Source organism: Nocardia jiangxiensis NBRC 101359 (assembly GCF_000308615.1).
Classification (GTDB): Bacteria; Actinomycetota; Actinomycetes; order Mycobacteriales; family Mycobacteriaceae; genus Nocardia; species Nocardia jiangxiensis.
In genome coordinates this window covers 172,119-195,076 of sequence record NZ_BAGB01000068.1, presented here as the reverse complement: position 1 = coordinate 195,076, position 22,958 = coordinate 172,119, and the positions used below count along the sequence as shown (strand labels likewise).

General features: G+C 67.4%; 24 protein-coding genes. 13 read left to right on the top strand and 11 right to left on the bottom strand.

The genetic code is table 11. The annotated features are described in order from the left end of the window. Window positions 1-72 precede the first annotated feature (72 nt). Entirely contained in the window at window positions 73-1,143 is a 1,071-nt protein-coding gene (locus ON40_RS52185) for an LppU/SCO3897 family protein (RefSeq protein ID WP_157186468.1), read from the bottom strand. A gap of 523 nt (window positions 1,144-1,666) precedes the next feature. Between ON40_RS52185 and ON40_RS30265 the strand changes: the two genes are divergently transcribed. The 8 genes from ON40_RS30265 (at window position 1,667) to ON40_RS30230 (ending at window position 8,097) form a co-directional block, all read left to right on the top strand. Continuing rightward, window positions 1,667-2,164: a pyridoxamine 5'-phosphate oxidase family protein gene (locus ON40_RS30265; protein ID WP_040828277.1), complete on the top strand. Its 498-nt coding sequence runs from the start codon at window positions 1,667-1,669 to the stop codon at window positions 2,162-2,164. A 31-nt stretch (window positions 2,165-2,195) separates the two neighbouring features. Continuing rightward, on the top strand, window positions 2,196-2,603 hold the full coding sequence (locus ON40_RS30260) for a YciI family protein (protein WP_040828276.1): 408 nt from the start codon (window positions 2,196-2,198) through the stop codon (window positions 2,601-2,603). Next, complete coding sequence (locus tag ON40_RS30255) at window positions 2,600-3,739, top strand: RNA polymerase sigma factor (protein WP_040828275.1); 1,140 nt, start codon at window positions 2,600-2,602, stop codon at window positions 3,737-3,739. Before ON40_RS30260 ends, ON40_RS30255 begins: the two co-directional genes overlap by 4 nt. A 188-nt stretch (window positions 3,740-3,927) precedes the next feature. Then, window positions 3,928-4,863 carry a DUF4129 domain-containing protein gene (locus ON40_RS30250; RefSeq protein ID WP_040828274.1) on the top strand — a complete coding sequence of 312 codons (936 nt, stop codon included), beginning with the start codon at window positions 3,928-3,930 and terminating at the stop codon, window positions 4,861-4,863. A gap of 22 nt (window positions 4,864-4,885) precedes the next feature. Further along, window positions 4,886-5,407, top strand: coding sequence for a hypothetical protein (locus ON40_RS30245; RefSeq protein WP_245568056.1), 522 nt, complete (start codon window positions 4,886-4,888; stop codon window positions 5,405-5,407). A gap of 31 nt (window positions 5,408-5,438) precedes the next feature. Next, window positions 5,439-6,401: an AAA family ATPase gene (locus ON40_RS30240; RefSeq protein ID WP_040828273.1), complete on the top strand. Its 963-nt coding sequence runs from the start codon at window positions 5,439-5,441 to the stop codon at window positions 6,399-6,401. Next, a complete protein-coding gene (locus ON40_RS30235; protein ID WP_040828272.1) occupies window positions 6,398-7,672 on the top strand; it encodes a DUF58 domain-containing protein in 1,275 nt (424 codons plus the stop codon). The genes ON40_RS30240 and ON40_RS30235 overlap by 4 nt, the downstream gene beginning before the upstream one ends. Next, entirely contained in the window at window positions 7,669-8,097 is a 429-nt protein-coding gene (locus tag ON40_RS30230; protein ID WP_040828271.1) for a hypothetical protein, read from the top strand. Before ON40_RS30235 ends, ON40_RS30230 begins: the two co-directional genes overlap by 4 nt. A gap of 186 nt (window positions 8,098-8,283) precedes the next feature. On the opposite strand, the gene ON40_RS30225 is transcribed toward ON40_RS30230, so the two are convergent. From ON40_RS30225 to ON40_RS30190, 8 genes are read right to left on the bottom strand one after another with little or no spacing between them, the layout of a single operon-like run. After that, the gene (locus ON40_RS30225) at window positions 8,284-9,456 is read right to left on the bottom strand and encodes an acyl-CoA dehydrogenase family protein (RefSeq protein ID WP_040828474.1); all 1,173 of its coding nucleotides are present in this window, start codon (window positions 9,454-9,456) and stop codon (window positions 8,284-8,286) included. Between the two features lie 32 nt (window positions 9,457-9,488). Beyond that, window positions 9,489-10,640 carry an acyl-CoA dehydrogenase family protein gene (locus tag ON40_RS30220; protein ID WP_040828473.1) on the bottom strand — a complete coding sequence of 384 codons (1,152 nt, stop codon included), beginning with the start codon at window positions 10,638-10,640 and terminating at the stop codon, window positions 9,489-9,491. A gap of 2 nt (window positions 10,641-10,642) precedes the next feature. Beyond that, a complete protein-coding gene (locus ON40_RS30215; protein ID WP_040828270.1) occupies window positions 10,643-11,536 on the bottom strand; it encodes a 3-hydroxyacyl-CoA dehydrogenase family protein in 894 nt (297 codons plus the stop codon). A gap of 2 nt (window positions 11,537-11,538) precedes the next feature. Beyond that, window positions 11,539-11,919 (bottom strand): enoyl-CoA hydratase/isomerase family protein, encoded by a 381-nt coding sequence (locus ON40_RS30210; RefSeq protein ID WP_040828269.1) that lies wholly within the window; start codon window positions 11,917-11,919, stop codon window positions 11,539-11,541. A gap of 59 nt (window positions 11,920-11,978) precedes the next feature. Next, window positions 11,979-13,592 carry an AMP-binding protein gene (locus ON40_RS30205; RefSeq protein WP_040828268.1) on the bottom strand — a complete coding sequence of 538 codons (1,614 nt, stop codon included), beginning with the start codon at window positions 13,590-13,592 and terminating at the stop codon, window positions 11,979-11,981. Between the two features lie 13 nt (window positions 13,593-13,605). Next, the gene (locus tag ON40_RS30200; RefSeq protein WP_040828267.1) at window positions 13,606-14,352 is read right to left on the bottom strand and encodes an SDR family NAD(P)-dependent oxidoreductase; all 747 of its coding nucleotides are present in this window, start codon (window positions 14,350-14,352) and stop codon (window positions 13,606-13,608) included. A 22-nt stretch (window positions 14,353-14,374) separates the two neighbouring features. Then, window positions 14,375-15,520: an acyl-CoA dehydrogenase family protein gene (locus ON40_RS30195; protein ID WP_040828266.1), complete on the bottom strand. Its 1,146-nt coding sequence runs from the start codon at window positions 15,518-15,520 to the stop codon at window positions 14,375-14,377. 2 nt (window positions 15,521-15,522) lie between these two features. Next, window positions 15,523-16,323: an enoyl-CoA hydratase-related protein gene (locus ON40_RS30190; protein WP_040828472.1), complete on the bottom strand. Its 801-nt coding sequence runs from the start codon at window positions 16,321-16,323 to the stop codon at window positions 15,523-15,525. 127 nt (window positions 16,324-16,450) lie between these two features. Here ON40_RS30190 and ON40_RS30185 point away from each other — a divergent pair, with 127 nt between their 5' ends. From ON40_RS30185 to ON40_RS30170, 4 genes are all read left to right on the top strand, one after another. Next, window positions 16,451-17,092 (top strand): TetR/AcrR family transcriptional regulator, encoded by a 642-nt coding sequence (locus tag ON40_RS30185; protein ID WP_040828265.1) that lies wholly within the window; start codon window positions 16,451-16,453, stop codon window positions 17,090-17,092. A 228-nt stretch (window positions 17,093-17,320) separates the two neighbouring features. Continuing rightward, entirely contained in the window at window positions 17,321-17,779 is a 459-nt protein-coding gene (locus ON40_RS30180) for a wax ester/triacylglycerol synthase domain-containing protein (RefSeq protein ID WP_157186467.1), read from the top strand. A 54-nt stretch (window positions 17,780-17,833) separates the two neighbouring features. Then, entirely contained in the window at window positions 17,834-18,571 is a 738-nt protein-coding gene (locus ON40_RS30175; RefSeq protein WP_157186466.1) for a WS/DGAT domain-containing protein, read from the top strand. A gap of 9 nt (window positions 18,572-18,580) precedes the next feature. Beyond that, window positions 18,581-19,204, top strand: coding sequence for an alcohol dehydrogenase catalytic domain-containing protein (locus tag ON40_RS30170; protein ID WP_051193740.1), 624 nt, complete (start codon window positions 18,581-18,583; stop codon window positions 19,202-19,204). 210 nt (window positions 19,205-19,414) lie between these two features. Here the strand turns inward: ON40_RS30170 and chsH3 are convergent, their stop codons facing one another. Then, on the bottom strand, window positions 19,415-20,278 hold the full coding sequence (gene chsH3, locus ON40_RS30165; RefSeq protein WP_040828261.1) for an enoyl-CoA hydratase ChsH3: 864 nt from the start codon (window positions 20,276-20,278) through the stop codon (window positions 19,415-19,417). Between the two features lie 40 nt (window positions 20,279-20,318). Then, window positions 20,319-22,031: a 3-oxosteroid 1-dehydrogenase gene (gene kstD / locus ON40_RS30160; protein WP_083896051.1), complete on the bottom strand. Its 1,713-nt coding sequence runs from the start codon at window positions 22,029-22,031 to the stop codon at window positions 20,319-20,321. Between the two features lie 140 nt (window positions 22,032-22,171). Here kstD and ON40_RS30155 point away from each other — a divergent pair, with 140 nt between their 5' ends. Then, on the top strand, window positions 22,172-22,957 hold the full coding sequence (locus ON40_RS30155) for a 2-keto-4-pentenoate hydratase (RefSeq protein WP_040828259.1): 786 nt from the start codon (window positions 22,172-22,174) through the stop codon (window positions 22,955-22,957). The last annotated feature ends 1 nt before the right edge of the window (window position 22,958 follow it).

Here is a 22,958-nt window from a genome sequence, read left to right as displayed (position 1 = left end):
CGTCGAAATTATCGGTGACGCAGTCGGCCCCGGCAGACCCTGTGCGCTCACAGGGCAACCGGGGCCGATCGGTCAGCGCACCGTGCTGAGGCAGACGACCATTTCCTCGGGCTTGGAGTAGGTGAGGTATTTGGTGGCGGAGTTGTTGCAGCCGCTGTCGCTGGTGGTGTTGTTCAGGACGTTGGTGACCTTGTAGTTGGCCTCGGAGCTGTCGCAGGCGACCTTTGTGGTGTTGTCGAACTGCTTGTTGAGGCAGTCGCCGTCTTTGACGTTCAGTTGGAGGCAGAGGTTGTAGCCGCCGGAGCCGGTTTGCCAGACGCTGGCGTAGTTGCCCTCGGGGCAGGTGGAGCTGCTCTTGTCCTGGCGTTCGGCCACCTTGTAGTTGGCGTCCATGCTGCTGCAGTCGGTGATGTCGACCTTGGGGTCGTTGGTGGTGCCCGCGACCTTGACGCACTGGCCGACCTGGGCCTTCTCCGCGTCGGGCTTGTTGATCTGGTGGCAGCCCCAGCTGGCGAGGTAGACCAGGCCGACCACGACCACCAGTCCGACCAGGGAGCCGAGTCCGGATCTGAGTCGGCGGCCCACACCTGCCGCGCCCGCGCCGAGTCCGGAGGCCGCATTGCTGCCCCAGGACGGCTGCCCGCCCGGAGTCAGCATCGGGCCCTGTGGATAAGCGCTCGGGTCGTAGCCCGGCTGTCCGGGGGCCGACTGTCCCTGTGGATAACTCGGCTGCCCCTGGCCGAAGCCCTGCTGTCCCGGTTGGGGATAACTCGCCTGACCCGGTGTCTGCTGCAGGTGAGCGGTCGGATCTGCTGCGGACTGTCCCTGCTGCGGGTACCCGCTCGGGTCGGCCTGCTGTGGGTAACCGGGCTGCTGTCCCCAGCCCTGCGGCATCTGCGCGGTCGGGTCGGCTTGGGGATATCCCGTCTGCCCCGGAACTGGCTGACCCGCCTGTGGATAACCAGCGGGCTGCCCCTGCTGGGGATAACCCGCCTGCCCCGGCATGGGCTGTCCCTGCTGCGGATATCCGAACTGCCCTTGCGGATATCCGGGCTGTGACTGGGGATTACCGGTCCCGTCCTGCGGGTTTCCGGACTGTCCCGACGGGTTGTTCGACGGTCCCGGCGGGGGTTGCGGTTGCATTCGTGATGTCCTTACGGTTTCTCGTCCACCAGGGGTGTGAGATTCCCGCGGCCCGGCACCCTCGCGTGCCACCGCCACACCCCGTCGGCCGCTGAGAACCGCCGAGCGAACACGAATCCACAAGCGACAACCGCCGCCTGCACAGTGTTCCCCCGATGTTCCTCGACACGACCGCCGAAACGTTACCGTCGCACCACAGCGGTTGCCAGTGAGAAAGAGTCCGTCGAGCGCAGCCCCGGACCGCCGACCATGACAGCTGTGATCGCCGGTCGCTATGTCGACCAATCGTTGTCGGCGGGGAGCAGCAGCTCGGCGGCGAACTGCATGCTGTCGGCGTGCCCGGCGGCCGCATCGGTCACCTTGCTCTTCCCGGGGAACTCACCTGTGCCAGCTCTGCGTGCCCTTGGAACATCGCCGGAAAAAATTTGTCGCGGGATGTCGAGAACGGGCGAGCGGCTCCGTCCCAGGGGTACGAGCAGCCGAGAACGGTTCGCTCGAGGGCCTGACGACAGGAGCGACAGCGATGGAACAGCACGAGATCACCGACATTCTCGATCGACCGATCAGCCGGGAGTTGCTGGCCCGCGATCTGCTCCGCCTGGCGTACGTCGCCAAGGACGGCACGCCGCGCAACATTCCGATCGCGTTCACCTGGAACGGGTCGCAGATCGTGTTGTGCACCGCGAAGAACGCGCCGAAACTGCCCTCGCTGCGGCACAATCCACAGGTCGCGCTGACCATCGACACCGAGGTGCATCCGCCGAAGATCCTGCTGATTCGCGGGCGGGCCGAACTGGACGTCGTCGACGGCATTCCGGAGGAGTATCTGCAGATGAACGGGAGTTATGAGATGACGCCCGAGCAACGTGTCGAGTGGGAGGCCGAGGTTCGGTCGCTGTACGACGGGATGGTCCGGATCGTCGTCACCCCGACCTGGGTGAAGCTGATCGACTTCGAGAACACCCTGCCCAGTGCGGTCGAGGAACTGATCGCGCAGCGGGCCGAATGTCAGCACGCGTGATGACCGACACCCCCACGACCACGAGGAGTTGATGATGAAGTACCTGATCCTCAAGCACTATCGAGGTGCGCCCGCGTCGGTCAACAACGTGCCGATGGACCAGTGGACACCCGCGGAGATCACCGCGCACGTGCAGTACATGGAGGACTTCGCGGTGAAGTTGGTGGGCACCGGCGAGTACGTCGACCACCAGGCGCTCTCGCCGCAGGGGACGTTCGTGCGTTCGGATGGTGAGGGGCGCGCGCCGCTCACCGACGGTCCGTTCGCGGAGACCAAGGATCTGATCGCCGGATGGATGATCATCGACGTCGAGACCTATGAGCGTGCGCTCGAGCTGGCCGCCGAGTTGTCCGAGGCGCCGGGTGCGGGTGGGCAGCCGATCCGGGAATGGCTGGAGCTGCGGCCGTTCCTGTCCGCGACGTGCACGATGACCGAGTGAACGAGTCGCTGCTGCGGGAACTCGTGCCTGCGGTGATCGGTGTCCTCGTCCGGCGCGGAGCGGATTTCGCGTCGGCCGAGGATGCCGTGCAGGAGGCGCTGATTCGGGCGTTGGAGAGCTGGGCGGACGATCCGCCGCGCGATGCGAAGGGCTGGCTCGTCGCGGTCGCGTGGCGCAAGTTCCTCGATGCTGCTCGGGCCGAAACATCCAGGCGGGGAAGGGAACTCGCGGTGGAGGTCGAGCCGCCGAGCGGGTCGGTGGCGGGTGTGGACGAGTCGCTGTGGCTGTATTTCCTGTGCGCGCACCCGTCGCTGTCGCCGAGTTCCGCGGTCGCGCTGACGTTGCGCGCCGTCGGCGGTCTGACGACGCGGCAGATCGCGACGGCGTATCTGGTGCCCGAATCGACCATGGCGCAACGGATCAGCCGGGCCAAGCGACGTCTCGCGGGGGTGCCGCTGGATCGGCCGGGCGATCCGGCCACGGTGTTGCGGGTGCTCTACCTGGTATTCAACGAGGGCTACAGCGGGGATCTCGACCTCGCGGCCGAGGCGATCCGCCTGACCCGCCAGCTCGCCGCTGCGACCGATGAGCCCGAGGTCGCGGGACTGCTCGCCCTGATGCTGCTGCACCATGCCCGCCGTGCGTCGCGCACCGGTCCGGGCGGGCGGCTGATCCCACTCGCCGAACAGGATCGATCCCGTTGGGACACAAGGCTTATCACGGAGGGAGTGATGATTCTGCAGGCGGCGCTGGCGCGCGATCGGCTGGGCGAATATCAGGCGCAGGCCGCGATCGCCGCGCTGCACGCGGACGCTCCGAGCACGGCCGAGACGGACTGGGTGCAGATCGTCGAGTGGTACGACGAACTGCTGCAGCTCACCGGCAGCCCGGTGGTGCGGCTCAATCGCGCGGTCGCGGTCGGTGAGGCCGACGGACCGCAGGCCGGGTTGGCGGAGTTGCAGAAGGTGGATCCCGGCCTGCCTCGATACGCCGCGGTTCGCGCCTATCTCCTCGAACGCGCCGGTGACCTCGAGCGGGCCGCCGAGTTGTATGTCGAGGCCGCCGATGCGGCCACGAGTGTGGCCGAGCGTGCCCACCTCACCCGCGAGGCCGCTCGGGTGCGCGAGATGCGATGAGACCGGAATATGTCGAATATCCGACACCGGCCATTGTGCTATTTCACAAACTTTTCCGATCCCGCCCCAACCGCGGTGGCTATACGCAGTCGAAATGCGGTTGCTCTGGCGATTTCACCTCTCCCGGACCATTCGGCATGTAACGATGTGCCTGCTTGTGGCAGTGCTGAAGTATTGGAGAACAGCCCGTGGTCGGGGTGGGTACGGCGATTCCGCGTGCGATCGGGTTGATCGCACTGCTGGCGCTCGTCGTCATCGCGTTGCACGGATATCTGCCGGGTGGCGCCGGGCCGCATATCGGGTCGCCGCCGTCGGTGATCGCCGTGGCGTTGATGCCGGTGCTGTCGCTGGTGTCGGTGGTGATTCTGCTGGCGGGTGTGATCACCAGTCAGCATCGGCTGCCGCTGGCGCTGCCCGACGCGCATCCGGATCGGGTGCGGCGGCCGGTGCGCAAGCGCCAACTGGGGTTGTTCCTGGTGGTCACGCTGGCGGTGGTCGCGGTGTTCGGTGCGCTGAGCTGGGCGATCTATCAGCTCAGCGTGGTGCATCCGGCGTCGTCGTCGCAGAGTCCGGGCGCGCAACCGTCTCCGGCGCCGCCGTCCACCACCGCACCGCCGTCGCCGGGGCCGGACGTCCAATCGCCGCTGAGTCCAGACGCCATGACCGTCATCGGGGTCTCGGCGGGTGCGCTGATCCTGGCGGCGATCGTGGGATTGATCGTGGTCGGGGTCGGTACTCGTCGCCGCGTGCACGCACCGGCGGCCGAGCCCGAGCCCGCACCGGCCGAGCAGGCGGTGTCGCTCGCGCAGGTCGCCGAAATGGGCCTGGCCGCGATGATCGCCTCCGGCAAGGATGCGCGGGCGGCCATCATCGCCTGCTATGCCGCCATGGAAAGCGGTCTCGCGCGTGCCCGGGAGGTGGCTCCGCTGATCTCCGACACCCCCTCGGAGGTGCTGGCCCGCGCCTTCGACCGCGGCGTCCTGCGCGACGCTTCGGCACGTGAACTGGTCATTCTCTTCGAGGAGGCGCGATTCAGCCCGCATTCGATGCTGGAGTGGCAACGTATGAGAGCAGAACAGCTGCTGCGCATCGTGCTGGGCGATCTGCAGAGGGCCGAGTCGTGAACGATGTCGGCGAGGTGGGCTCATGACCGGGATGTCCGAATGGGGACGCGGGGCGGTCGTGGGCGGGGCGATCGCGTTGATCCTGCTGATCGAGGCGGTCGGCTACGACAATCAACGTGCACTGCTACCGGTACTGACGGGGGTACTGGTGTTGTGCGCTGTGGTCATGCTGGTGCGGTCGCTGGCCGAGCGGACGAAGTCCGACGGTCCGGCCGACCCGGCGGACAGTGATATCGAGAACGGGCCGGCGGAGATGTTGTTCCGCTGGCGGGCCCGCGCGGAGATGCTCGTCGACCGAGCCGACGGTAGCCGCGCGGACTGGGATCGGCATCTGCGGCCGTTGCTGGCCAAGGAGTTCGAATTGTCGAGCGGACATCGCATCGCCAAGGACCGGCGGGCCACCGAGGCCGCCGGCCGGTTGCAATTCGGGCCGGAATTGTGGCGCTGGGTGGATCCGGCCGATTCCCAACTGCGCGATGACAATTCGCGAGCACCGGGACGCGCCGCGCTGGACGAGATCCTGCGTCGGCTTCAGGAAATGTGAAAAAGGGTTGGAAACACGTGCGAGTTCAGTCATGACGAAACCGTTGGACGCGACCGTCAAACGCACCGACGCGGTGTTGCGCGAGGTGTCGCGGGTCGTGGTCGGCAAGCAGGACGAATTGCAGCTGATCATGATCGCGGTGCTGTCCGGCGGTCATGTCCTGATCGAGGATCTACCCGGGCTGGGCAAGACGTTGATTGCCCGATCCTTCGCCGCGGCACTGGGTTTGAACTTCACCCGCGTGCAGTTCACCCCCGACCTGCTACCGGCGGACCTGATCGGTTCGACCATCTACGACATGAATTCGGGGCGGTTCAACTTCCGCAAGGGCCCGGTCTTCGCCAACATGCTCCTGGCCGACGAGATCAACCGCACGCCACCCAAGACCCAGGCCGCGCTGCTCGAGGCGATGGCCGAGGGCCAGGTCAGCATCGACGGCGAAACCTTCCCGCTGCCACAGCCTTTCGTCGTGCTGGCCACCGACAACCCGATCGAGTACGAGGGCACCTATCCGCTGCCCGAGGCCCAGTTGGATCGCTTCGCCCTGCAACTGCGTCTGGGTTATCTGTCCGAGGAGGACGAGACGCAGATGATCCGCCGCCGCCTCGAACGAGGTTCGGTGCCCGCGCAGGTCGGGCAGGTCGTCGATGCCGCCGGGCTGCTGGAGATGCGGCATGCGGTCGAATTCGTCACCGTGCACCCGGACGTCGTCGGTTACGTGGTCTCGCTGGCCGCGGCGACCCGCAGCCATCCGCAGGTCGAGGTCGGCGCCAGCCCGCGCGCGGAACTGGATCTGGTGCAGATGGCCCGCGCCCGCGCGCTGTTGCAGGGCCGCGACTACGTCATTCCGGAAGATGTGAAGGCCCTGGCCGTTCCGGCGATGGCGCATCGGATCACGTTGCGCCCGGAGATGTGGGTGCGGCGCATCCGCGGCGAGGACGTCATCTCCGAATTGCTTCGGCGCCTGCGGGTTCCGCGGGCCATGGGGACATGAGACACCGGGATTCGAGCTCGGCGACCGAGGTCGAACTACGCTGGCGGCCCGCCGCCCTGGTCTACATGCTCGCCGTGGCGGGCGGAATCGCGCTCGCGGCGGCGGTGGTCCTGGGCCGCTGGCAGCTGGTGGTGTTCGCCGCGCCCATGCTGGGCGTGCTTGCCACCGCACCGATTCAGTTGGCGCGCACCAAGATCCAGGTGGACGGCGGGGGCGTGCTGCGCTGCTTCGAAGGTGAGGAGGTGGTGCTGTCCGCGGCGGCCTTCGTCGAGGACGGGCATGCGCTGCTGCGCTGCAAGCCCGAACCGCTCGACGGTATGGAACTGCGCGTGGAGAAGTCGGTCGATTCGGGGACCGCGCCGGCCGGACTGCGGATGGCGTTGTCGGCCACACGCTGGGGCCGCTATCCGATGCGGATCCGCGTGACGGCGCTGAGTCCGGCGGGGCTGGCCACCGCGGCGGTGAGCCTGCCCGCCGGGCAGGTGTACGTGTACCCGATCGCCGATCCGCAACCGATGCGCCTGCCACGCACCGAATATCCCGAACGGATCGGCACCCACCTGACTCGCCGTCAGGGGCCCGGGGTCGAGTACGCCGACATCCGCGCGTATACGCCCGGCGATCCGCTGCGCACGGTGAACTGGTCGGTGAGCGCGCGGCGCGGCCGACTGCACGTCACCGAGCGGCTGACCAACCGTGCCGCGGATGTCGTTGTACTGCTGGACAATTCGATGCAGGCACCGGGGCCCGCGGCGGATTCACTGGAGTTGTCGGTGCGCGGGGCCGCGCAGGTGGCGCAGACCGCGCTGCAGGCGGGCGATCGCACCGCCGTGGTCTGCCTGGGGCAGTCGCCGCGCTGGCTGCGGGCCGATATCGGGCGACGGCAGTTCTACCGCATCGTCGACACCGTGCTCGACGTGGGCGACGAGCACGTATCCACCTCCGGTTCGCTGGTCCCGCACGCCGCGGTGCCGCTCGGCGCGATCGTGGTGGCGTTCTCCACGATGCTGGACACCGAATTCGCCCTGGCCCTGATCGATCTGCGCAAGCGCGGACATGTCGTGGTGGTCGTGGATGTGTTGCGCGGCACGCCGTTTCGCGAGGAACTGGATCCGACGATGGCGCGCATGTGGCAGTTGGAGCGGATGGCGATGTACCGGGACATGGGCACGGTCGGGGTGGACATCGTGTCCTGGGCCGAGGGCACCCGGCTGGATCAGGTGATGCGGTTGATCCCGGACCGCCGACGACTGGTGCGGGTGCGGCGATGACCAGATTCCTCGCGGTGCTGTCCGGTCTGCTGCTGATCACGGCGGTGGGAATCGTCATGCCCTGGTTCGCGATTCCGGCCGCGGTGCTGGTGATGGCGGGGTGGTGGCTGCGGACCTGCGCGGTGGGTGCGGCGCTGGTCGCGCTCGGGGCGCTGGCCTGGGCCGATTCCGGTGCGCTCGCCGCGGCCGCGACGGGACTGGTGGCCACCACCTATCTGCTCAATACCGCCACGGTGTCCGCGCCGGTCGGGGTGGTTCCGACGACGCTGCCGTCGGTGGCGGGCGCGGTGGGTTTCGCGGCCGTCGCGGTCCTGGCGACCGAGGTGCCCGCGCGGCTGGAATGGGTGCCGCTGGCCGCGCCGGTGCTGGTGTTGCTGGTGTTCGCACTGGTGATTCGAGGCGTTGCCGCACGGGCGGACGACTGAGCTCGATCGTCCGCCCACTACCATTACCCCGCTCTGCCTGCGGTGATGCTGCGCACAATTATGCCTCGGTAACTACTACGGCTTGTAGTCTGCTGGTATGTGGATCATCCCTGTTGTCGCCGTCATCTGTGCCGTCGCGATCGGCGGTCTGTTCACCACGGGCTTCCCCAAGGACTGAATCCGCGCTCAGCGGAAGGCCGCATGGCCGGTCACCGCTTGTCCGATCACCAGCTGGTGAATCTCGGAGGTGCCCTCGTAGGTCAGCACCGACTCCAGATTGGCCGCATGTCGCAGGATCGGATATTCCAGGCTGATTCCGTTGGCCCCCAGCAGGGTTCGGCATTCGCGTGCGATCGCCAGGGCCTCGCGAACGTTGTTGAGTTTGCCGAGGCTGACCTGTTCGGGGCGTAGCGTGCCCGCATCCTTCCGGTTGCCCAGGTGCAGGGCCAACAGCATGCCCTTGCCCAGTTCGACGGTCATATCGGCCAGTTTCAGCTGGGTGGCCTGGTAGGCGGCGAGCGGTTTTCCGAAGATGTCGCGGTCGCGGGTGTAGGCGATGGCCGTCTCCAGGCAATCCCGTGCCGCGCCGATCGCGCCGAACACGATCCCGAAGCGTGCCTCGTTCAGGCATGACAGCGGCCCGGACAGGCCGCGCGCCTCGGGCAGCATCGCCGAGGCCGGTAGCCGGACTCCGTCCAGGATCAGCTCACTGGTCACCGAAGCTCGCAGGGACAGTTTGTTCCTGATCTCCGGCGCGCTGAAACCCGGTGTGTCCGTGGGCACTACGAATCCGCGGATCTTGTCCTCGGTCTGCGCCCACACCACCGCGACATCGGCGACCGATCCGTTGGTGATCCACATCTTCGTACCGTCGAGCACCCAGTCGTCCCCGTCGCGGCGCGCGTGGGTGCGCATCTCGCCCGGGTTGGAGCCGAAATCCGGTTCGGTCAGCCCGAAACAGCCGATCGCCTCCCCGGCGGCCATGCGCGGCAGCCACTCTTGCTTCTGCTCCGGCGAACCCCATCGGTGGATGGCGAACATCGTCAGCGAGCCCTGCACCGAGACCAGGCTGCGCAGCCCGGAGTCGGCGGCCTCGAGTTCCAGGCAGGCCAGCCCGTAGGCCAGGGCACTGGTTCCGGCGCATCCGTAACCATCCAGATGCATCCCCAGGACGCCGAGTTTGCCCAATTCCCCGGCCAATTCGCGAGCGGGGATGGTCGCGGACTCGTACCACTGCGCGAGGTGCGGGCGCAGCCGATCGGCGGTGAACGCGCGCACGGTGTCGCGGATCGCCCGATCCTCCTCGCCGATCAGTTCTTCGATGCCGAACAGGCCGAGCGGGGTCTGTGGAGTGGGCATGGGGAATCCTTTCACACGGGTGGTCTGGTCGCTCACAGGAATGCGCTGACGCCGGTCTCGGCGCGCCCGATGAGCAGCTTCTGGATCTGGCTGGTGCCCTCGTAGAGGGTCATCACCCGGGCATCGCGCAGATACTTCTGCACCGGGTACTCGTCGATGTAGCCGTAGCCGCCGAAGATCTGGATCGCACTGTTCGCCGCGCGCACCGCGGCCTCGCTGGCGAAGTACTTGGCCTTGGACGCGGCCGTGCCGAACGGCTCGCCGCGTTCGATGAGATCGGCTGCGCGCCATACCAACAGCCGCGCGGCGTCGAGTTCCACCGAGATGTCGGCGATCATGTCCTGGATCAGCTGGAACGAGGCCAGCGGGCGGCCGAACTGCTGTCGCTGCGTGGCGTAGTCCACCACCGTGTCCAGACATCCGGAGATGATGCCGACGCAGCCCGCGCCGACCGAGACGCGGCCCTTGTCCAGGGAATGCATGGCGATGCTGAAGCCCTGTCCCTCGTCGCCGAGCCGGGCCGAGACCGGGACGCGCACGTCGGTCAGGAAGATTTCGCCGGTCGCCTGGCCGCGCAGTCCCAATTTTCCTTTGATTTCCCGGGTTTCGAATCCGGGGGTGTCGGTGGGTACGAGGAACGCCGAGACGCCTTTCGGGCCGGGACCGCCGGTCCTGGCGAAGACCAGGCAGAGATCGGCCCAGGTTGCGTTGGTGATGAACATCTTCTGGCCGTTGAGCACGTACTCGTCGCCCTCGCGGGTGGCGCGGGTCCTCAAATTCCCTGCGTCCGAACCGGTGTCGGGCTCGGTGAGTCCGAAGCAGGCCAGCATCGAGCCGTCCGCGATCCGCGGCAGCCAGTGCCCCCGCTGCTCCTCGGTGCCGTGCGACAGGATCACCTTGCCCACCAGCCCCATCGACACCGAGACGATGCCGCGCACCGCCGAATCCGCGCGCCCGAGTTCCTCCATGCCGATGCAGTAGGTGAGGTAGTCACCACCGAGCCCGCCGTATTGCTCGGGAATGGTCAGGCCGAAGAAACCCATCTCCCCCAGTTTCGGGACGATCGAGATGTCCACACTTTCGGCGCGATCCCAGGCGGCTCGCTGCGTGACCACTTCGCTGTCCAGGAATTTCCTTGCGTAAGCGCGGAATTCGAGCTGAGCTTCGGTGAGGGTCAGATCCATGGTCACTCCTGGGGGCGGGGGCGGGCGGATGCGGTGCCGTCGGCGGCGTGGTCGTACCAGCCGCGGCCGGTCTTGCGGCCCAGTTCGCCGCGCTCGACGAGCAGGGCGACGCTGCGGCTGGGTGCGTCGCGCGGATCGCCCGACTCCTCGAAACGCGCTGTCTTGGTGAGATATCCGATGTCCACACCGGTCAGATCCATCAGTTCGAACGGGCCCATCGGATAGCCCAGCGCCGTGCGGCAGATGCTGTCGATCGCCTCGACGGTCGCGATATCGGCTTCGAGCAGGGCGATCGCCTCGTCCCGCACGGCATTGAGAATCCGGTTCGCGAGGAAGCCCGGAATCTCCCGGTCGAGTACCACCGGGGTCTTGCCGAGTCGCTCGGCGAGCTGCACCGACGTCTGCACGGTGTGATCGGAAGTCTGTGGCCCGCGCACGATTTCGACGCCGCGCATGATCAGCGCCGGATTGAAGAAGTGCAGGTTGCAGACCCGGTCCGGTCGGCCGGTCGCGTCGGCGAGCCGGGAGGGGACGAAGCCGGAGGAATTGCTGGCCAGGATGGCGTGTTCGGGGAGCAGGCCATCGAGGTGTGCGAACAGCTTTCGTTTGACGTCGAGCTTCTCCACCGCGGCCTCGATGACGTAGTCCACGCTGGGCGCCCACCGATCCGTCTCGGAGGTGCAGGTGAGCCGGTCCAGTGCGGACTGTGCGGCTGTTTCGGTGAGGCGTTCCCTGCGGACGCGCGTGGCCAACAGATCGGTCAGCTCGGAGCGAGCCTGGATGAGTCGGCCGTCGTCGATATCGGTGAGTACGGCCTCGTATCCGGCCAGGGCCGCGGTCAGGGCGATCTGCGCGCCCATCGCGCCCGCGCCGACGACGAGTATGCGGGAGATCATGGTCAGCTCCCGGTGAACGCGGCGGGACGCTTGGCCAGAAATGCCTGTGCGCCTTCACGTTTGTCGTCGGTGGTGTAGAGCAGCGCCTGGGCCAGCCGCTCGACGACCAGTCCGGTGCGTTGATCGGCGTCCATGCCGGTGCGGATGACGAGTTTGGCCAGCTGGACGGCCAGCTGGGTGATGTCGGCTCCGGCGGCGAACGCCCGGTCGCCGGCGCCGGTGAACACCACCGCGCCGACCTCGGGATCGTCGCGGAACGTCGCGAGCGCGGCCCGCACATCGGCCTGCACCTGCCGATCGATGGCGTTGCGCACGTCGGGGCGATCGAGGGTGAGCACCGCGACGCCGTCGGCGACATCGGTGCGAACGGTGTCGTATGTCATCGGGAGTCCTTGCCGATCAATAGAATTCGTGCGAGCGCCGGTGTGAGCATGGTGTCCGTTCATACGGTGTCGCCGATGCGTGCGCGCAGCTGGAATTTCTGGATCTTGCCGCTCGCGGTGCGGGGCAGTTCGGGCAGAATTTCCAAGCGCTCGGGCCAGTACTGTTTGGCGACGCCCTTGCCGGACAGGAAGGTGCGCAGCGCCTCGAAATCCAGCTCGGCCGCACCGGGTTTGAGCACCAGGCACGCGCAGGCGCGTTCCTGGAGCCGGGGGTCGGGCACCCCGACGACGGCGACGGCCTCGACGTCCGGATGCTCGTACAGCACGTTCTCCACGTACGCGACCGGGATGTTCTCCCCGCCACGGATGATCACGTCCTTGGTGCGGCCCGCGATGCGCAGGTAGCCCTCGGCGTCGACACTGCCCAGGTCTCCGGTGTCGAACCAGTCGCCGTCGAAGCACTCCCGGGTCAGCTGCTCGCGATCGGCATAGCCGACGAACAGGAACGGCCCGGCCACCTGCAATCGGCCTTCGGCGCCCGGCGGTACTTCCGACCCGTCGGGGCCGAGAATCCGGATTCGCATACCCGGCCACGGATAACCGTCGGTATCGATGATCTTCTCGTCCGGATCACCCGGCACACCCAGCGTGACCAGCGCATCCTCGGTCTGTCCCCAACCGCCGAGTACGACCGTGCCCGGCAGGGTGCGTCGCGCCTCGCGCACGATCGCCCGCGGAATGGGCGCACCCATGCAGCAGAAAAGGCGCAGGGAGGACATGTCGTGAGCCGCCAGGTGCGGTGCGGCCAGCAGGTCGTGCAGGAACGGCGTCGCCCCCGAGGTGTAGGTGATGCGGTGCTCGGCGACGAGTTCGGTGAAACGTTCGGCATCCCAGATGTCCTGCAACACACAGGTTGCCGCATTCTGCACGGGAAGTCTCGCGCCGTAGAGGAATCCGGTCAGGTGCGCCAGCGTCGAGGCCATGTGGAACACCGTGTCGGCGGTGATACCCAGTCGCGCGGGCAGCGGATCGTTCGCCGCGACGGCCGTATTGTGGGTGTGCATCACACCTTTGGGCTCGCCGGTGGTGCCGGAGGTGAAGATCAGCAGCGTCACCTCGTTCGGATCGGGCCGCAGCGTGGTGAGTTCGGCCGGATCGCGACGCTGCTCCCACGGGGTGCTGATGAACTCGTCCCACGAAGATCCCACGGCCAGAACATGTTCGAGGTCGGGAAGCCCGGGCCGGATGCGTTCCACCATGGTCGGATAGTCGTACCCGCGGAACTCCGCCGGAACGACCAGCACCTTCGATTTCGCCATGGCGACCATGAAGCCGACCTCGCGTTCGCGATAGATCGGGATCAGCGGATTGCTGATCGCGCCGATGCGGGTCGCGGCGAAATGCGTCACGATCCATTCGATCCGGTTGGGCAGTTGGAAGGACACCACGTCACCGGGGCGCACACCCAGTTCCAGCAGTCCCAGCGCACAGCGATCGACCTCGGATCGCAACTGTGCGTAGGTGATTCGACGCTGCGAATCGACGAAGGCGAGCTTGTCCGGCGCGTCGGCGGCGGCCTCGTCCAGATAATCGGTGATGACGCGATCTCGCCAGAAACCCGCACGGGTGTAGCGGTCGATCTGCTCGGCGGTGAGGATCGTCGCGAATGGCATGGCGAACTCCGGTTCAGCTCATGGTGAGGCCGCCGCTGACGCTGACGGTCTGGCCGGTGACGTAGGCGGCCTCGTCGGAGGCGAAGAAGGCGACCACGTTGGCGAGGTCGCTGGGCTGGGCGAGCCGGCGGAACGGGATCGCCTTGGTGAGCGCCTCGCGCAGGCGCGGATCGTCGCCGCCGATCGAGGCGAAAAGGGCGGTGTCGGTCGGGCCGGGGCACACCGCGTTGGCGTTGACCTGATACCGGGCCATCTCGCGCGCAACGGATTTGGTGAACGAGATGACACCGCCCTTGGCCGCGGAGTAGACGGCCTCACCCGAGGAGCCGACCCGTCCGGCGTCCGAGGCGACGTTGACCACGGTGCCGGACTTCTGTTCGGCCATGATCGGCAGTACGGCCTTGCAGGTGTTCAGCACGCCGTACAGGTTGATCTGGATCACCCGATCCCAGTCGGCGCGATCGGAGTCGACGAAGGGGGCGGCCTTGTCCCAGCCCGCGTTGTTGACCAGCACGTCGATGCGGCCGAACTGCTGACGGACCTGCTCGACCATCGCCTGGACCGATTCGGGCGCGGTCACGTCCGCATGCAGGCCCACGGCGCGCGAACCCAGTTCGGCGGCAGTGCCTTTCGCGCTGTTCTCATTGATGTCGGCGATGACCACCGTCGCGCCCTCGGCGTAGAGCTTCTCGGCGATACCGCGGCCGATGCCCTGTCCGGCGCCGGTCACGATGGCGATCTTGTCCTCGAGTGTGCCCATGGCGGACTTCCTTTCTCGGTGGTTAGGGAGCGAAGCTGCGGCCCAGCAGATTTCGGGCGATGACGAGCTTGGAGACCTGCGCGGTGCCGTCGCCGATCTCGAGTCCGATGACGTCGCGCATCCGCTGACCGACCGGACTCTCACTGGAGTAGCCCAGATGCCCGAACGTCAGCAGGCACTGGTGGATGACCTCCGCGGCCAGTTTGGGGGCCCAGAACTTGGCCATCGCGGCCTCGGTGCTGTGCTCGATCCCGTTGTCCTTGCGCCACAACGCCTCGTAGCAGACGTGCCGCGCCCCGCGCAGATAGGTGGCGTACTCCGCGAGCGGGAAGGACACCCCCTGGAAGGTGCCGATCGGATTGCCGAAGGCCGTGCGATCGCGAGCCCACTGCAACGCCTCGTCGAGGGAAACCTGTGCTGTGCCGAGACAAGCCAGGCCGATGACCGCGCGAGAGTAGTCGAAACCCTGCATCACCGAGACGAATCCGGCTCCCGGCTCGCCCACCAGCCGGTCCCGGCCGACCGGCAGACCGTCGAAATGCAGTGTGGCCCTGCCGATCGCGCGACTGCCCAGATCGTCGAACGCCGCTCGCGAGACGTATTGATCATCGAGATCCACCCAGAACGCGCTGACTCCGCGCGCCCCGGGCCCACCTGTGCGGGCCAGCACCAGCGCGCGATGCGCGGACATCCCGAGCGTGATCGAGGTCTTCTCGCCGGTGATCCGCCAGCCGTCGCCGTCGGGTTCGGCCTTGGTTTCCAGTGCGGCCGCGTCGGTGCCGTGTCCGGGTTCGGTGATGCAGAACGCGGGCACGATCGCGCCCGACGCGATGTCCGGCAGCCAGGCCGCCTGCTGCTCCTCGGTGGTGTTGCGGGTGAGGATGTCGCTGACCAGCGCGTTGACGATGATCAGGTAGGTGGCGTTGAAATCACCGCGCGCGACTTCCTCCGCGGCCATGCCGGCGATCACCGCGCTGGCATCCTGCCCGCCGTGCCGCTCCGGGATGCGCAATCCGGTCAGCCCCATGCGGGCCATGTCGGCGACCAGTTCCGGGCGCAGTTTCGCCGCCTTGTCGTCGGCCTGATAGTGCGGGGCCAGAACCTTGGTCGCGAAGCGCCGCAACTCCTGCCGGTACGCCTCGACCCCGTCGTCGAATGTGAAGTCCATGATCAGTAGTGCCAGTCGACGTGCGAGTTGAAATCGGGCTTGCGCTTCTCGGCGAACGCCGCCGCGCCCTCGAGTCCCTCGGGTGATGCGGTGAACAGATCCAGTGCCGACATGGCCAGATTGGACAGGCCCGCCTGGTGGTCGGTGTCGGCGTTGAACGACTGCTTGAGGAAGCGGATCGCGGTCGGACTCTTCTCGGCCACCTCGTTCGCCCAGGCCAGCGCGGTCTCGCGTAGCTGGTCGGCCGGGACGACGGCGTTGACCAGGCCCATGCGCTCGGCCTCGACGGCGCTGTACTGCCGGCACCAGAACCAGATCTCGCGGGCGCGCTTCTCGCCGACGACGCGGGCGAGATAGGCCGAGCCGAATCCGGCGTCGAATGAGCCGACCTTGGGACCGGCCTGGCCGAAGCGGGCGGTCTCACTGGCGATGGAGACGTCGCACAACACGTGCAGCACGTGCCCGCCGCCCACGGCGATGCCATTCACCGCGGCGATCACCGGCTTGGGGATATCGCGAATGAGCTTGTGCAGGTTGCCGATCTCGAACATGCCGCTCTCGGTCGGGCCGTAGTCGCCGGTCTCCGCGCGCTGTTTGACGTCGCCGCCGGTGCAGAACGCCTTCTCGCCCGCGCCGGTCAGGATGACCGCCTGCACCTGCCGATCCGTCCACGCGGTGCGGAAGGCCCGGATCAGCTCCTCGACCGTCTTACCGCGGAACGCGTTGTATCGCTCGGGCCGGTTGATCGTGATGATCGCCGCTGGACCCTCGGTCTCGTAGCGGATGTCCTCGTACGTGCTCATCTCCCGCTCCTCTCGTTGTTTGACCATCGTGGCAAATTTTGACTTTAGAGTCAATAATTGAATTGACAGTCAAACCGGTACTCTCGGGTCGAGTCCGCGGGAGAGCTACGAGAGAGGGGAGAACCTGATGACGTCTTCACCGACCGCGCAGGCGAGCCCGGCGTCCGGCCGGGTGCAGCGCAAACGCGGCCGCCGGATCCAGGAGATCCTCGCCGCGGCCGCGGAGCTGTTCGGCGAGCGCGGGTACGACGCGGTGAGCCTCGAGGACGTCGCCGAACGTCTCGATGTCACCAAAGGCTCGCTGTACTACTACTTTTCGAGTAAGGACGAGCTCGGTACCGCCGCGATCGAGACGCTCGGCAACGAGTGGACCGCACGGCTCGAGGAGCATCTGGTCGCCACCGAGGGCACGCCCACAACGCAACTGCGCGCGCTGATCCACGAACACGTCACCATCGCCGTGCGCGATTATCCGGCCGCCCTGCGCCTGTTTCTGATGCCCCGCGAATGGCCGGACGCCCAGCGCGAACGCATCAAGGACCTGCGGCAACGGCACGATCAGCTGTTCCGGGGGCTGGTGGAGGCCGGAGTCGAGTCGGGGGAATTCACCGTCACCGGCGTCGACACCGTCCTGCAGTGCATGCACGCGGCCATGAGCCAGGCGCCGCTGTGGTGCGCCGACCTGACCGGCAAGGCACAGCAGCATGCGGTCGCCGAACTGGCCGACACCCTGATGATGCTGGTCGGGATCAATCCCGCAGCGGAGTGAATCCTCCCCCGGACGCTCGGGTGTGCCTGCCCGGAATCGCGTCGGCGACGACGTTGCGATGGAGTCGTGGAATCGGCTATCGGCAAGGGCGGAAGGATTTCTCGCGGTCGACCATTGATTGAACTGCGGTGAGGAATTCGTGTCGGGCGTGTGAAGTCTTGTTGCCGACGATGGTCGTTTGCCTCGGGCATATTGTGCGGAGTGTGGCTGCGTGCCACAGTCCCGTCCATGTCGTTGCACCGTCCGGCCGCTCCCGATCTGCTGACGCATACCTTTCTCGCGATGGAGCAGGTGGCCGCGGACCCGAGTGATGTGTATTTCGGGGTTCTGCTGCGTTGTGGCGGGGTGGCTCCGTCGCTGGGGGAGCTGCGGGCGCAGGTGCTGAGCCGGGTCGGACTGGTTCCGGCGCTGACGCATCGGCTCACCGCGGAGGTCGGCTGGGAACCGGACCCGCAGTTCGATATCGAGAACCATGTGCGGATGCGGGCGGCGGGGCCGGTCGAGGTCGCGCCGATTCGCGAGTGGATGCCGGATCCGCCGAGTCACGATCATCCGCTGTGGCGGATGTGGTTGCTACCCGGTGAGGGTGCGCAGTGGGGGCTGGCTTTCGCGGTGCATCACGGCGTACTCGACGGGACGGCGGTGATGCGGGCGCTCGAGGTGTTGTTCGCCGGACGCGCGGCCTAAACGGTCGAGCAGTCGGCGGGCAGTGCGCTGCCGGCGGCACGGGTGGTGCCGAATGTGTTGCGCACCTTGCGTTCCGCGCCGGAGCTGACGATGTTCGGCGAGCTCACCGGACAGCGCCGGATCGATACCGCCGCGGTGCCGGTGGCCGAGTTGCGGGCGATCGCGGACGGTGCGGGGGTCAGCGTCGGGCAGGTGCATCTGGCGGCCCTGGCGGGTGCGGTGCGGCGGTGGACGGCGGTCGGTGCGGATGTGCCGGTGTGCGTCCCGGTCGACACCCGGCGTCCGGACGAGCACGATCGCAGCGGCGTTCATCTCGGACTGGTCCGCATCGCGCTGCCCACCGCCACCGCGGATCCGGGTCGGCGGCTTCACCTTGTGGCGCAACGGATGTCGCAACGTCGGATGTCCTCGGCGCGCAGCGGTGCGCGGGCTCTGATCGATCAGGTGCCGGTCCGGTGGAGCGGTCCCGCCCTGCGGCGGCTCGGCGATCGGCGCAACGTCGCGCTGACCGCCTCGGTGTTCCGGTCCGCCCCCGCGTTGACCGTCCTGGAACGTCCCGTCGAAGACCTGTTCGCGCTGCCCTGGCTGCCGCCGGGGCACGGATGTTTCATCATTCTCGCCCGCTACGGGTCCACGGCGACCCTGTCCGTGCTGACCGATACCGGCGTGGCCGAGGCCGCTGAGCTGGCGCGGAACTGGGCCGAGGAGGTCGCCGTACTCGCCGCCGCGGCCGATGTTGCGTCGCGGCGCAAAGGTGCTGCGACGCCGATGGTGTCGTCGGGTACGAGATGAGGAAAGTGAATGAGAGCGGTACTGCTGAACGCGCCCGGTGAGATCGTCGTCGGGGAGGTGGACGATGCGGGGGTGCGCGATTCGACCGATGCGGTCGTGCGAGTGATCGCGGCCGGGGTCTGCGGGACGGATATTCGCGCGTTCGCCGGGCGGCCGGGGCCGGTGGCCGGACCCGCGTGCGGGCACGAATTCGTCGGCGTGGTCGAGGATCTCGGCGCCGATGTGGTGACGCTGCGGCGCGGTGCGGTCGTGGTCGCCCCGTTCATGTTCGCCGATGGCGTGTGCGTGCAGTGTGTTCGCGGGGTGCCGACGTCCTGCCGTGCGGGTGGGATGTGGGCGGTCGCGGCCGGTGGCGCCCAAGCCGAGGCCGTGCGGGTGCCGTTCGCCGACGGGACGCTGGTGCCGGTCCCGGTGGACGTGACCGATGAGCGGATTCCGGCTGTGCTGACCCTCGCCGACGTCATGGCCACCGGCCCTGCGCGCCGTTACCTCCCCGAACTCCTCGCGGAGGTCCTCGCCGGTCGGCTCGACCCGTCCCCGATCTTCGAGTCGACGGTTCCCCTGACCGACGCCGCGCGGGGATATCGGCTGATGGCCGACCGTCGCGCCACCAAAGTTCTTGTCCGAGTGTAAGAGTCGCTGGTGTACGCATCCTCGCCGATCCGCCTGGTGATCGGCGACCGCGCTCTCGGGTCGTTGATCGATCCGGAGTCCGTCACCGGGGCCGGGCGGCGGTGAACGGTCCGGAAATGGAGTCCGCCGCCCCGGCGGGACGAAGGGTGCAGCGGGATGAGGGACCGCTGCGTGCCTCCTCCGGCGCCGGGACGGCGGGGTCGGGGTGTTCTAGGACGTGAACGTCAGGCGGACGTCGCTGAGAACCGGAGCCTCTTCACGGTCCACCACCGTGGCCGCGATGACGAGCTCATTGCTTTCCAACCACATTCGGGACCGAATTGTTTCCCCGGGATAGAGCACACCGGCGAAACGTGCGCGGAATCCGGTGATTCGGCTGGTGTCGGAATCCAGCACGACGTCCGCGGCGGTCTTGCAGACCAGGCCGTAGGTGCACAGTCCGTGCAGGATCGGATTGGGAAACCCTGCGGCGCGGGCGAATTCGGGATCCGAATGCAGCGGGTTGCGATCACCGCACATGCGGTAGAGCAGCGCCTGCTGCGGCAGTGTGGGAGTGGTCACATTGAAATCCGGTGCCCGGTCCGGCAATTCGATCTTGCTGCTGGGCCCGCGTTCGCCGCCGAAGCCGCCCTCGCCCTTGGCGAAGATCGATGACTTGGCCGTCCACAACAATTCGCCGTCCGAACCGGTGACGACGGTCTCGTGCGCGACCACCGCCGCGGAACCCTTGTCCCACACCTCGGTGATGTGCCCGGTGCTGGAGGCCTTGCCCTCGGCCGGGATCGGCCGGTGCAGCACGACCTCCTGGCTGGCGTGCACCACCTTGGCCAGGTCGATCTCCACGCCCGGGAAACTCACCCGCGGTGGTTCGGTGACCCGCATGGTCGGTGCGACCGTCGCGAACGTCGGCAGCACTTGCGGGGCGCGGTCGTCCAGATAGCGCAGCTCGCCCGGATCGGTCCAGCGCGCGCCTGCGCTCAGGCCCAGGTGGTAGAGCTGCACATCCGAGGGCGTCCACGCGAACTCCTGCGGCGCGAGTGCCGCTCCCAGGGCAACTTTCGGATCAATCGGCATGTAGTTCTCCTAGCTGATCGTGGTCGCGTTGTCGACCGCGCTACCGGTGAGCGGTCTCGGCCGCGGGCTTCACTCGATCGGTGATGTCCTTGATCGCGAGGTAGCCGAAGGTGATCGCGGGGCCGATGGTCGCGCCCGGACCGGCGTAGGTGTGTCCCATCACCGGCGCCGAGCAGTTGCCCGAGGCGTACAGGCCGTCGATGACGGTCTCGTCCTCCCGCAACACCCGGCCGGCGGTGTCGGTGACCAGCCCGCCCTTGGTGCCCAGGTCGCCCGGGACCATCTTGGCCGCGTAGAACGGGCCCTGCACCAGCCCGGCCAGGCTCGGGTTCGGCTTGACGGTCGGGTCGCCGTAGTAGCGGTCGTACGCGCTGTCGCCGCGGCCGAAGTCCTCGTCCTTCCCCTTCTCGGCGAAGGAGTTGAACCGCGCGACGGTCTCCGCGAGCGCCTGTTCGGGAACGCCGATCTTCGTGGCCAGTTCCGCGAGGGTGTCGGCCTTCACGATCAGATCGTTTTCCATCCAGCGGGACGGAATCCGCTGGCCAGGCTGCAGACCCGCGAAAATGTAGCGGTTCCGGTAGCGCTGGTCGAACACCAGCCATGCGGGCACGTGCTCGCCCGGACCCTCGCCCTGCCCGTATTTGCCGCCGTACATGGTGTGCACGGCCTCGACGTAAGGAGCGGACTCGTTACCGAATCGCTCACCCGCCGCGTCGACCATGATGCTGCCCGGCAGATTCCGTTCCGCGAGCGCGAACCACGGTTTACCGCCCTTGAAAAGGGTCGGCCCCCACCACGAATCCTCCATGACGTCGATATTCGCGCCCGCGGCCATACCCGCGACGATCCCGTCACCGGTATTTCCGGCGGCACCGGTTGTCCATTCGGTGCCGATGGGCTCACGCTGGTATTTGTGCCGCATTTCCGCGTTGTGCTCGAAGCCGCCGGAGCCGAGGACGACGCCGTATCGCGCGCGGAAGGTGACGGGCTCGGCTGTGCCGTCTGCCCCCACGCCCACCCTTGCTTCGACGCCGACCACGCGCCCGTCCTCGACGACCAGTCCGGTCATCGGGGTGTTCAGCAGCACCGGCACATTCGCGTCCATCAGGCCCTTGCGCATGGCGGCGATCAGCGCCTGGCCCATGCCGAGCAGATGCTTACCGGTCCACTTGGCCAGGTAGGTGCGCGCGCCGACGCGCATCGCGGTCACGATGCCGCGCGGATGACGCCTGATCAGGTTCAGTTTGACGAAGTCGGCCTGGGTGACCACGACGTTCAGCGGGGCCTTCGCATACGGCGGTTCCAGGTTGAACCGCTCCTCGCCGAGGATCTTGGCGTTGAACGGCTTGGGTTCACAGGAACGTCCCGAGGAGCGGCCGCCGGGGGCCTCCGGGTAGTAGTCGGAGTAGTTCGGCACCCACCGCATCTTCAGCGGCGTGTGGTCAAGCACGAAGTCGAACGCCTCCGCGCCGCGGTCGATGTAGGTGTCGATCCGCTCGGCGGGTGCGCCGTCGCCGATGATCGCGTGCAGGTAGGTGCGCGCGTCCTCGCGATCGTCGGGGCGGCCCGAGGCGCGCAACGCCTTGTTGCCCGGGACCCACACACCGCCTCCGCTGCGCGCGGTGTTCCCGCCGTAGTGCGCGGCCTTCTCGATGAGCACCACGCGCAGGCCGTGGTGCGCCGCGGCGAGGGCGGCCGTCATACCGGCGGCGCCGCTGCCGACCACCACCACGTCGTATTCCCGATCAGTCATGTAGAACACGTTATAGAATCGGCCTACGTTTGGTCTATATTGGTCAGGCAGAAGGTACTGCTGGGGCAAGTTTCCGCAGGAAAACTCGTTTCAGTTTCTGTCTCAGTCACCGGACCGGGCCCTCAGTGGAAGGAAGTAGCGTGCTGTCCGACGCGGTACGGAGGGAACTGGCTGCGGAGCTCGCGGCCGCCGAACGAGACCGGGTGCCGATCGACCCGCTCCTCGCGCGCTATCCCGACATCGACGTGGTCGATTCCTACGAGATCCAGTTGCGCAACATCCGCGCTCGCCTGGACGGCGGTGCGAAGGTCGTCGGCCACAAGGTCGGGCTCTCGTCCGAGGCGATGCAGCAGATGATGGGCGTGGACGAGCCGGACTACGGCCATCTGCTCGGCGAGATGGAAGTGTTCGAGAACACACCCGTGGACACCTCGAAGTACCTCTATCCGCGAGTCGAGGTGGAGGTCGGATTCGTGCTGGGCGCGGATCTGCCCGGCGAGGACTGCACCGAGGCCGATGTGCTGGCCGCGACGGTCGCCTACGCGCCCTCGATCGAGTTGATCGACAGCCGGATCAAGGACTGGAAGATCGCCCTGTGCGACACCATCGCCGACAACGCGTCCTCGGCGGGCTGGGTGCTCGGACCCGAGCGGATCGCGCCGGATGCGTTGGACGTCAAGAAGATCGACGCCCGCCTGACCCGCAACGGTGAACCGATCGCCGAGGGCCGCAGCGATGCGGTACTGGGCGATCCGACGATCGCGGTGGCGTGGCTGGCGCGCAAGGTCGCCTCGTTCGGCGTGCGGTTGAAGGCCGGTGACATCGTGCTGCCCGGTTCGTGCACCCGCGCGATCGACGCCCGTCCGGGCGATGACTTCCATGCCGAGTTCGACGGACTCGGTTCTGTTCGTTTGCGTTTCAGCTGAG

Bases quoted from the DNA above. Each gene is read 5' to 3' on its own strand.
- ON40_RS30185 (WP_040828265.1), top strand. From the start codon at position 16,451: ATGACGTCTTCACCGACCGCGCAGGCGAGCCCGGCGTCCGGCCGGGTG.
- ON40_RS30245 (WP_245568056.1), top strand. From the start codon at position 4,886: ATGACCGGGATGTCCGAATGGGGACGCGGGGCGGTCGTGGGCGGGGCG.
- ON40_RS30190 (WP_040828472.1), bottom strand. From the start codon at position 16,323: ATGAGCACGTACGAGGACATCCGCTACGAGACCGAGGGTCCAGCGGCG.
- ON40_RS30205 (WP_040828268.1), bottom strand. From the start codon at position 13,592: ATGCCATTCGCGACGATCCTCACCGCCGAGCAGATCGACCGCTACACC.
- kstD (WP_083896051.1), bottom strand. From the start codon at position 22,031: ATGACTGATCGGGAATACGACGTGGTGGTGGTCGGCAGCGGCGCCGCC.
- ON40_RS30195 (WP_040828266.1), bottom strand. From the start codon at position 15,520: ATGGACTTCACATTCGACGACGGGGTCGAGGCGTACCGGCAGGAGTTG.
- ON40_RS30220 (WP_040828473.1), bottom strand. From the start codon at position 10,640: ATGGATCTGACCCTCACCGAAGCTCAGCTCGAATTCCGCGCTTACGCA.
- ON40_RS30240 (WP_040828273.1), top strand. From the start codon at position 5,439: ATGACGAAACCGTTGGACGCGACCGTCAAACGCACCGACGCGGTGTTG.
- ON40_RS30170 (WP_051193740.1), top strand. From the start codon at position 18,581: ATGAGAGCGGTACTGCTGAACGCGCCCGGTGAGATCGTCGTCGGGGAG.
- ON40_RS30225 (WP_040828474.1), bottom strand. From the start codon at position 9,456: ATGCCCACTCCACAGACCCCGCTCGGCCTGTTCGGCATCGAAGAACTG.
- ON40_RS30265 (WP_040828277.1), top strand. From the start codon at position 1,667: ATGGAACAGCACGAGATCACCGACATTCTCGATCGACCGATCAGCCGG.
- ON40_RS30210 (WP_040828269.1), bottom strand. From the start codon at position 11,919: ATGACATACGACACCGTTCGCACCGATGTCGCCGACGGCGTCGCGGTG.
- ON40_RS30260 (WP_040828276.1), top strand. From the start codon at position 2,196: ATGATGAAGTACCTGATCCTCAAGCACTATCGAGGTGCGCCCGCGTCG.
- ON40_RS30235 (WP_040828272.1), top strand. From the start codon at position 6,398: ATGAGACACCGGGATTCGAGCTCGGCGACCGAGGTCGAACTACGCTGG.
- ON40_RS52185 (WP_157186468.1), bottom strand. From the start codon at position 1,143: ATGCAACCGCAACCCCCGCCGGGACCGTCGAACAACCCGTCGGGACAG.
- chsH3 (WP_040828261.1), bottom strand. From the start codon at position 20,278: ATGCCGATTGATCCGAAAGTTGCCCTGGGAGCGGCACTCGCGCCGCAG.
- ON40_RS30200 (WP_040828267.1), bottom strand. From the start codon at position 14,352: ATGGGCACACTCGAGGACAAGATCGCCATCGTGACCGGCGCCGGACAG.
- ON40_RS30215 (WP_040828270.1), bottom strand. From the start codon at position 11,536: ATGATCTCCCGCATACTCGTCGTCGGCGCGGGCGCGATGGGCGCGCAG.
- ON40_RS30230 (WP_040828271.1), top strand. From the start codon at position 7,669: ATGACCAGATTCCTCGCGGTGCTGTCCGGTCTGCTGCTGATCACGGCG.
- ON40_RS30180 (WP_157186467.1), top strand. From the start codon at position 17,321: ATGTCGTTGCACCGTCCGGCCGCTCCCGATCTGCTGACGCATACCTTT.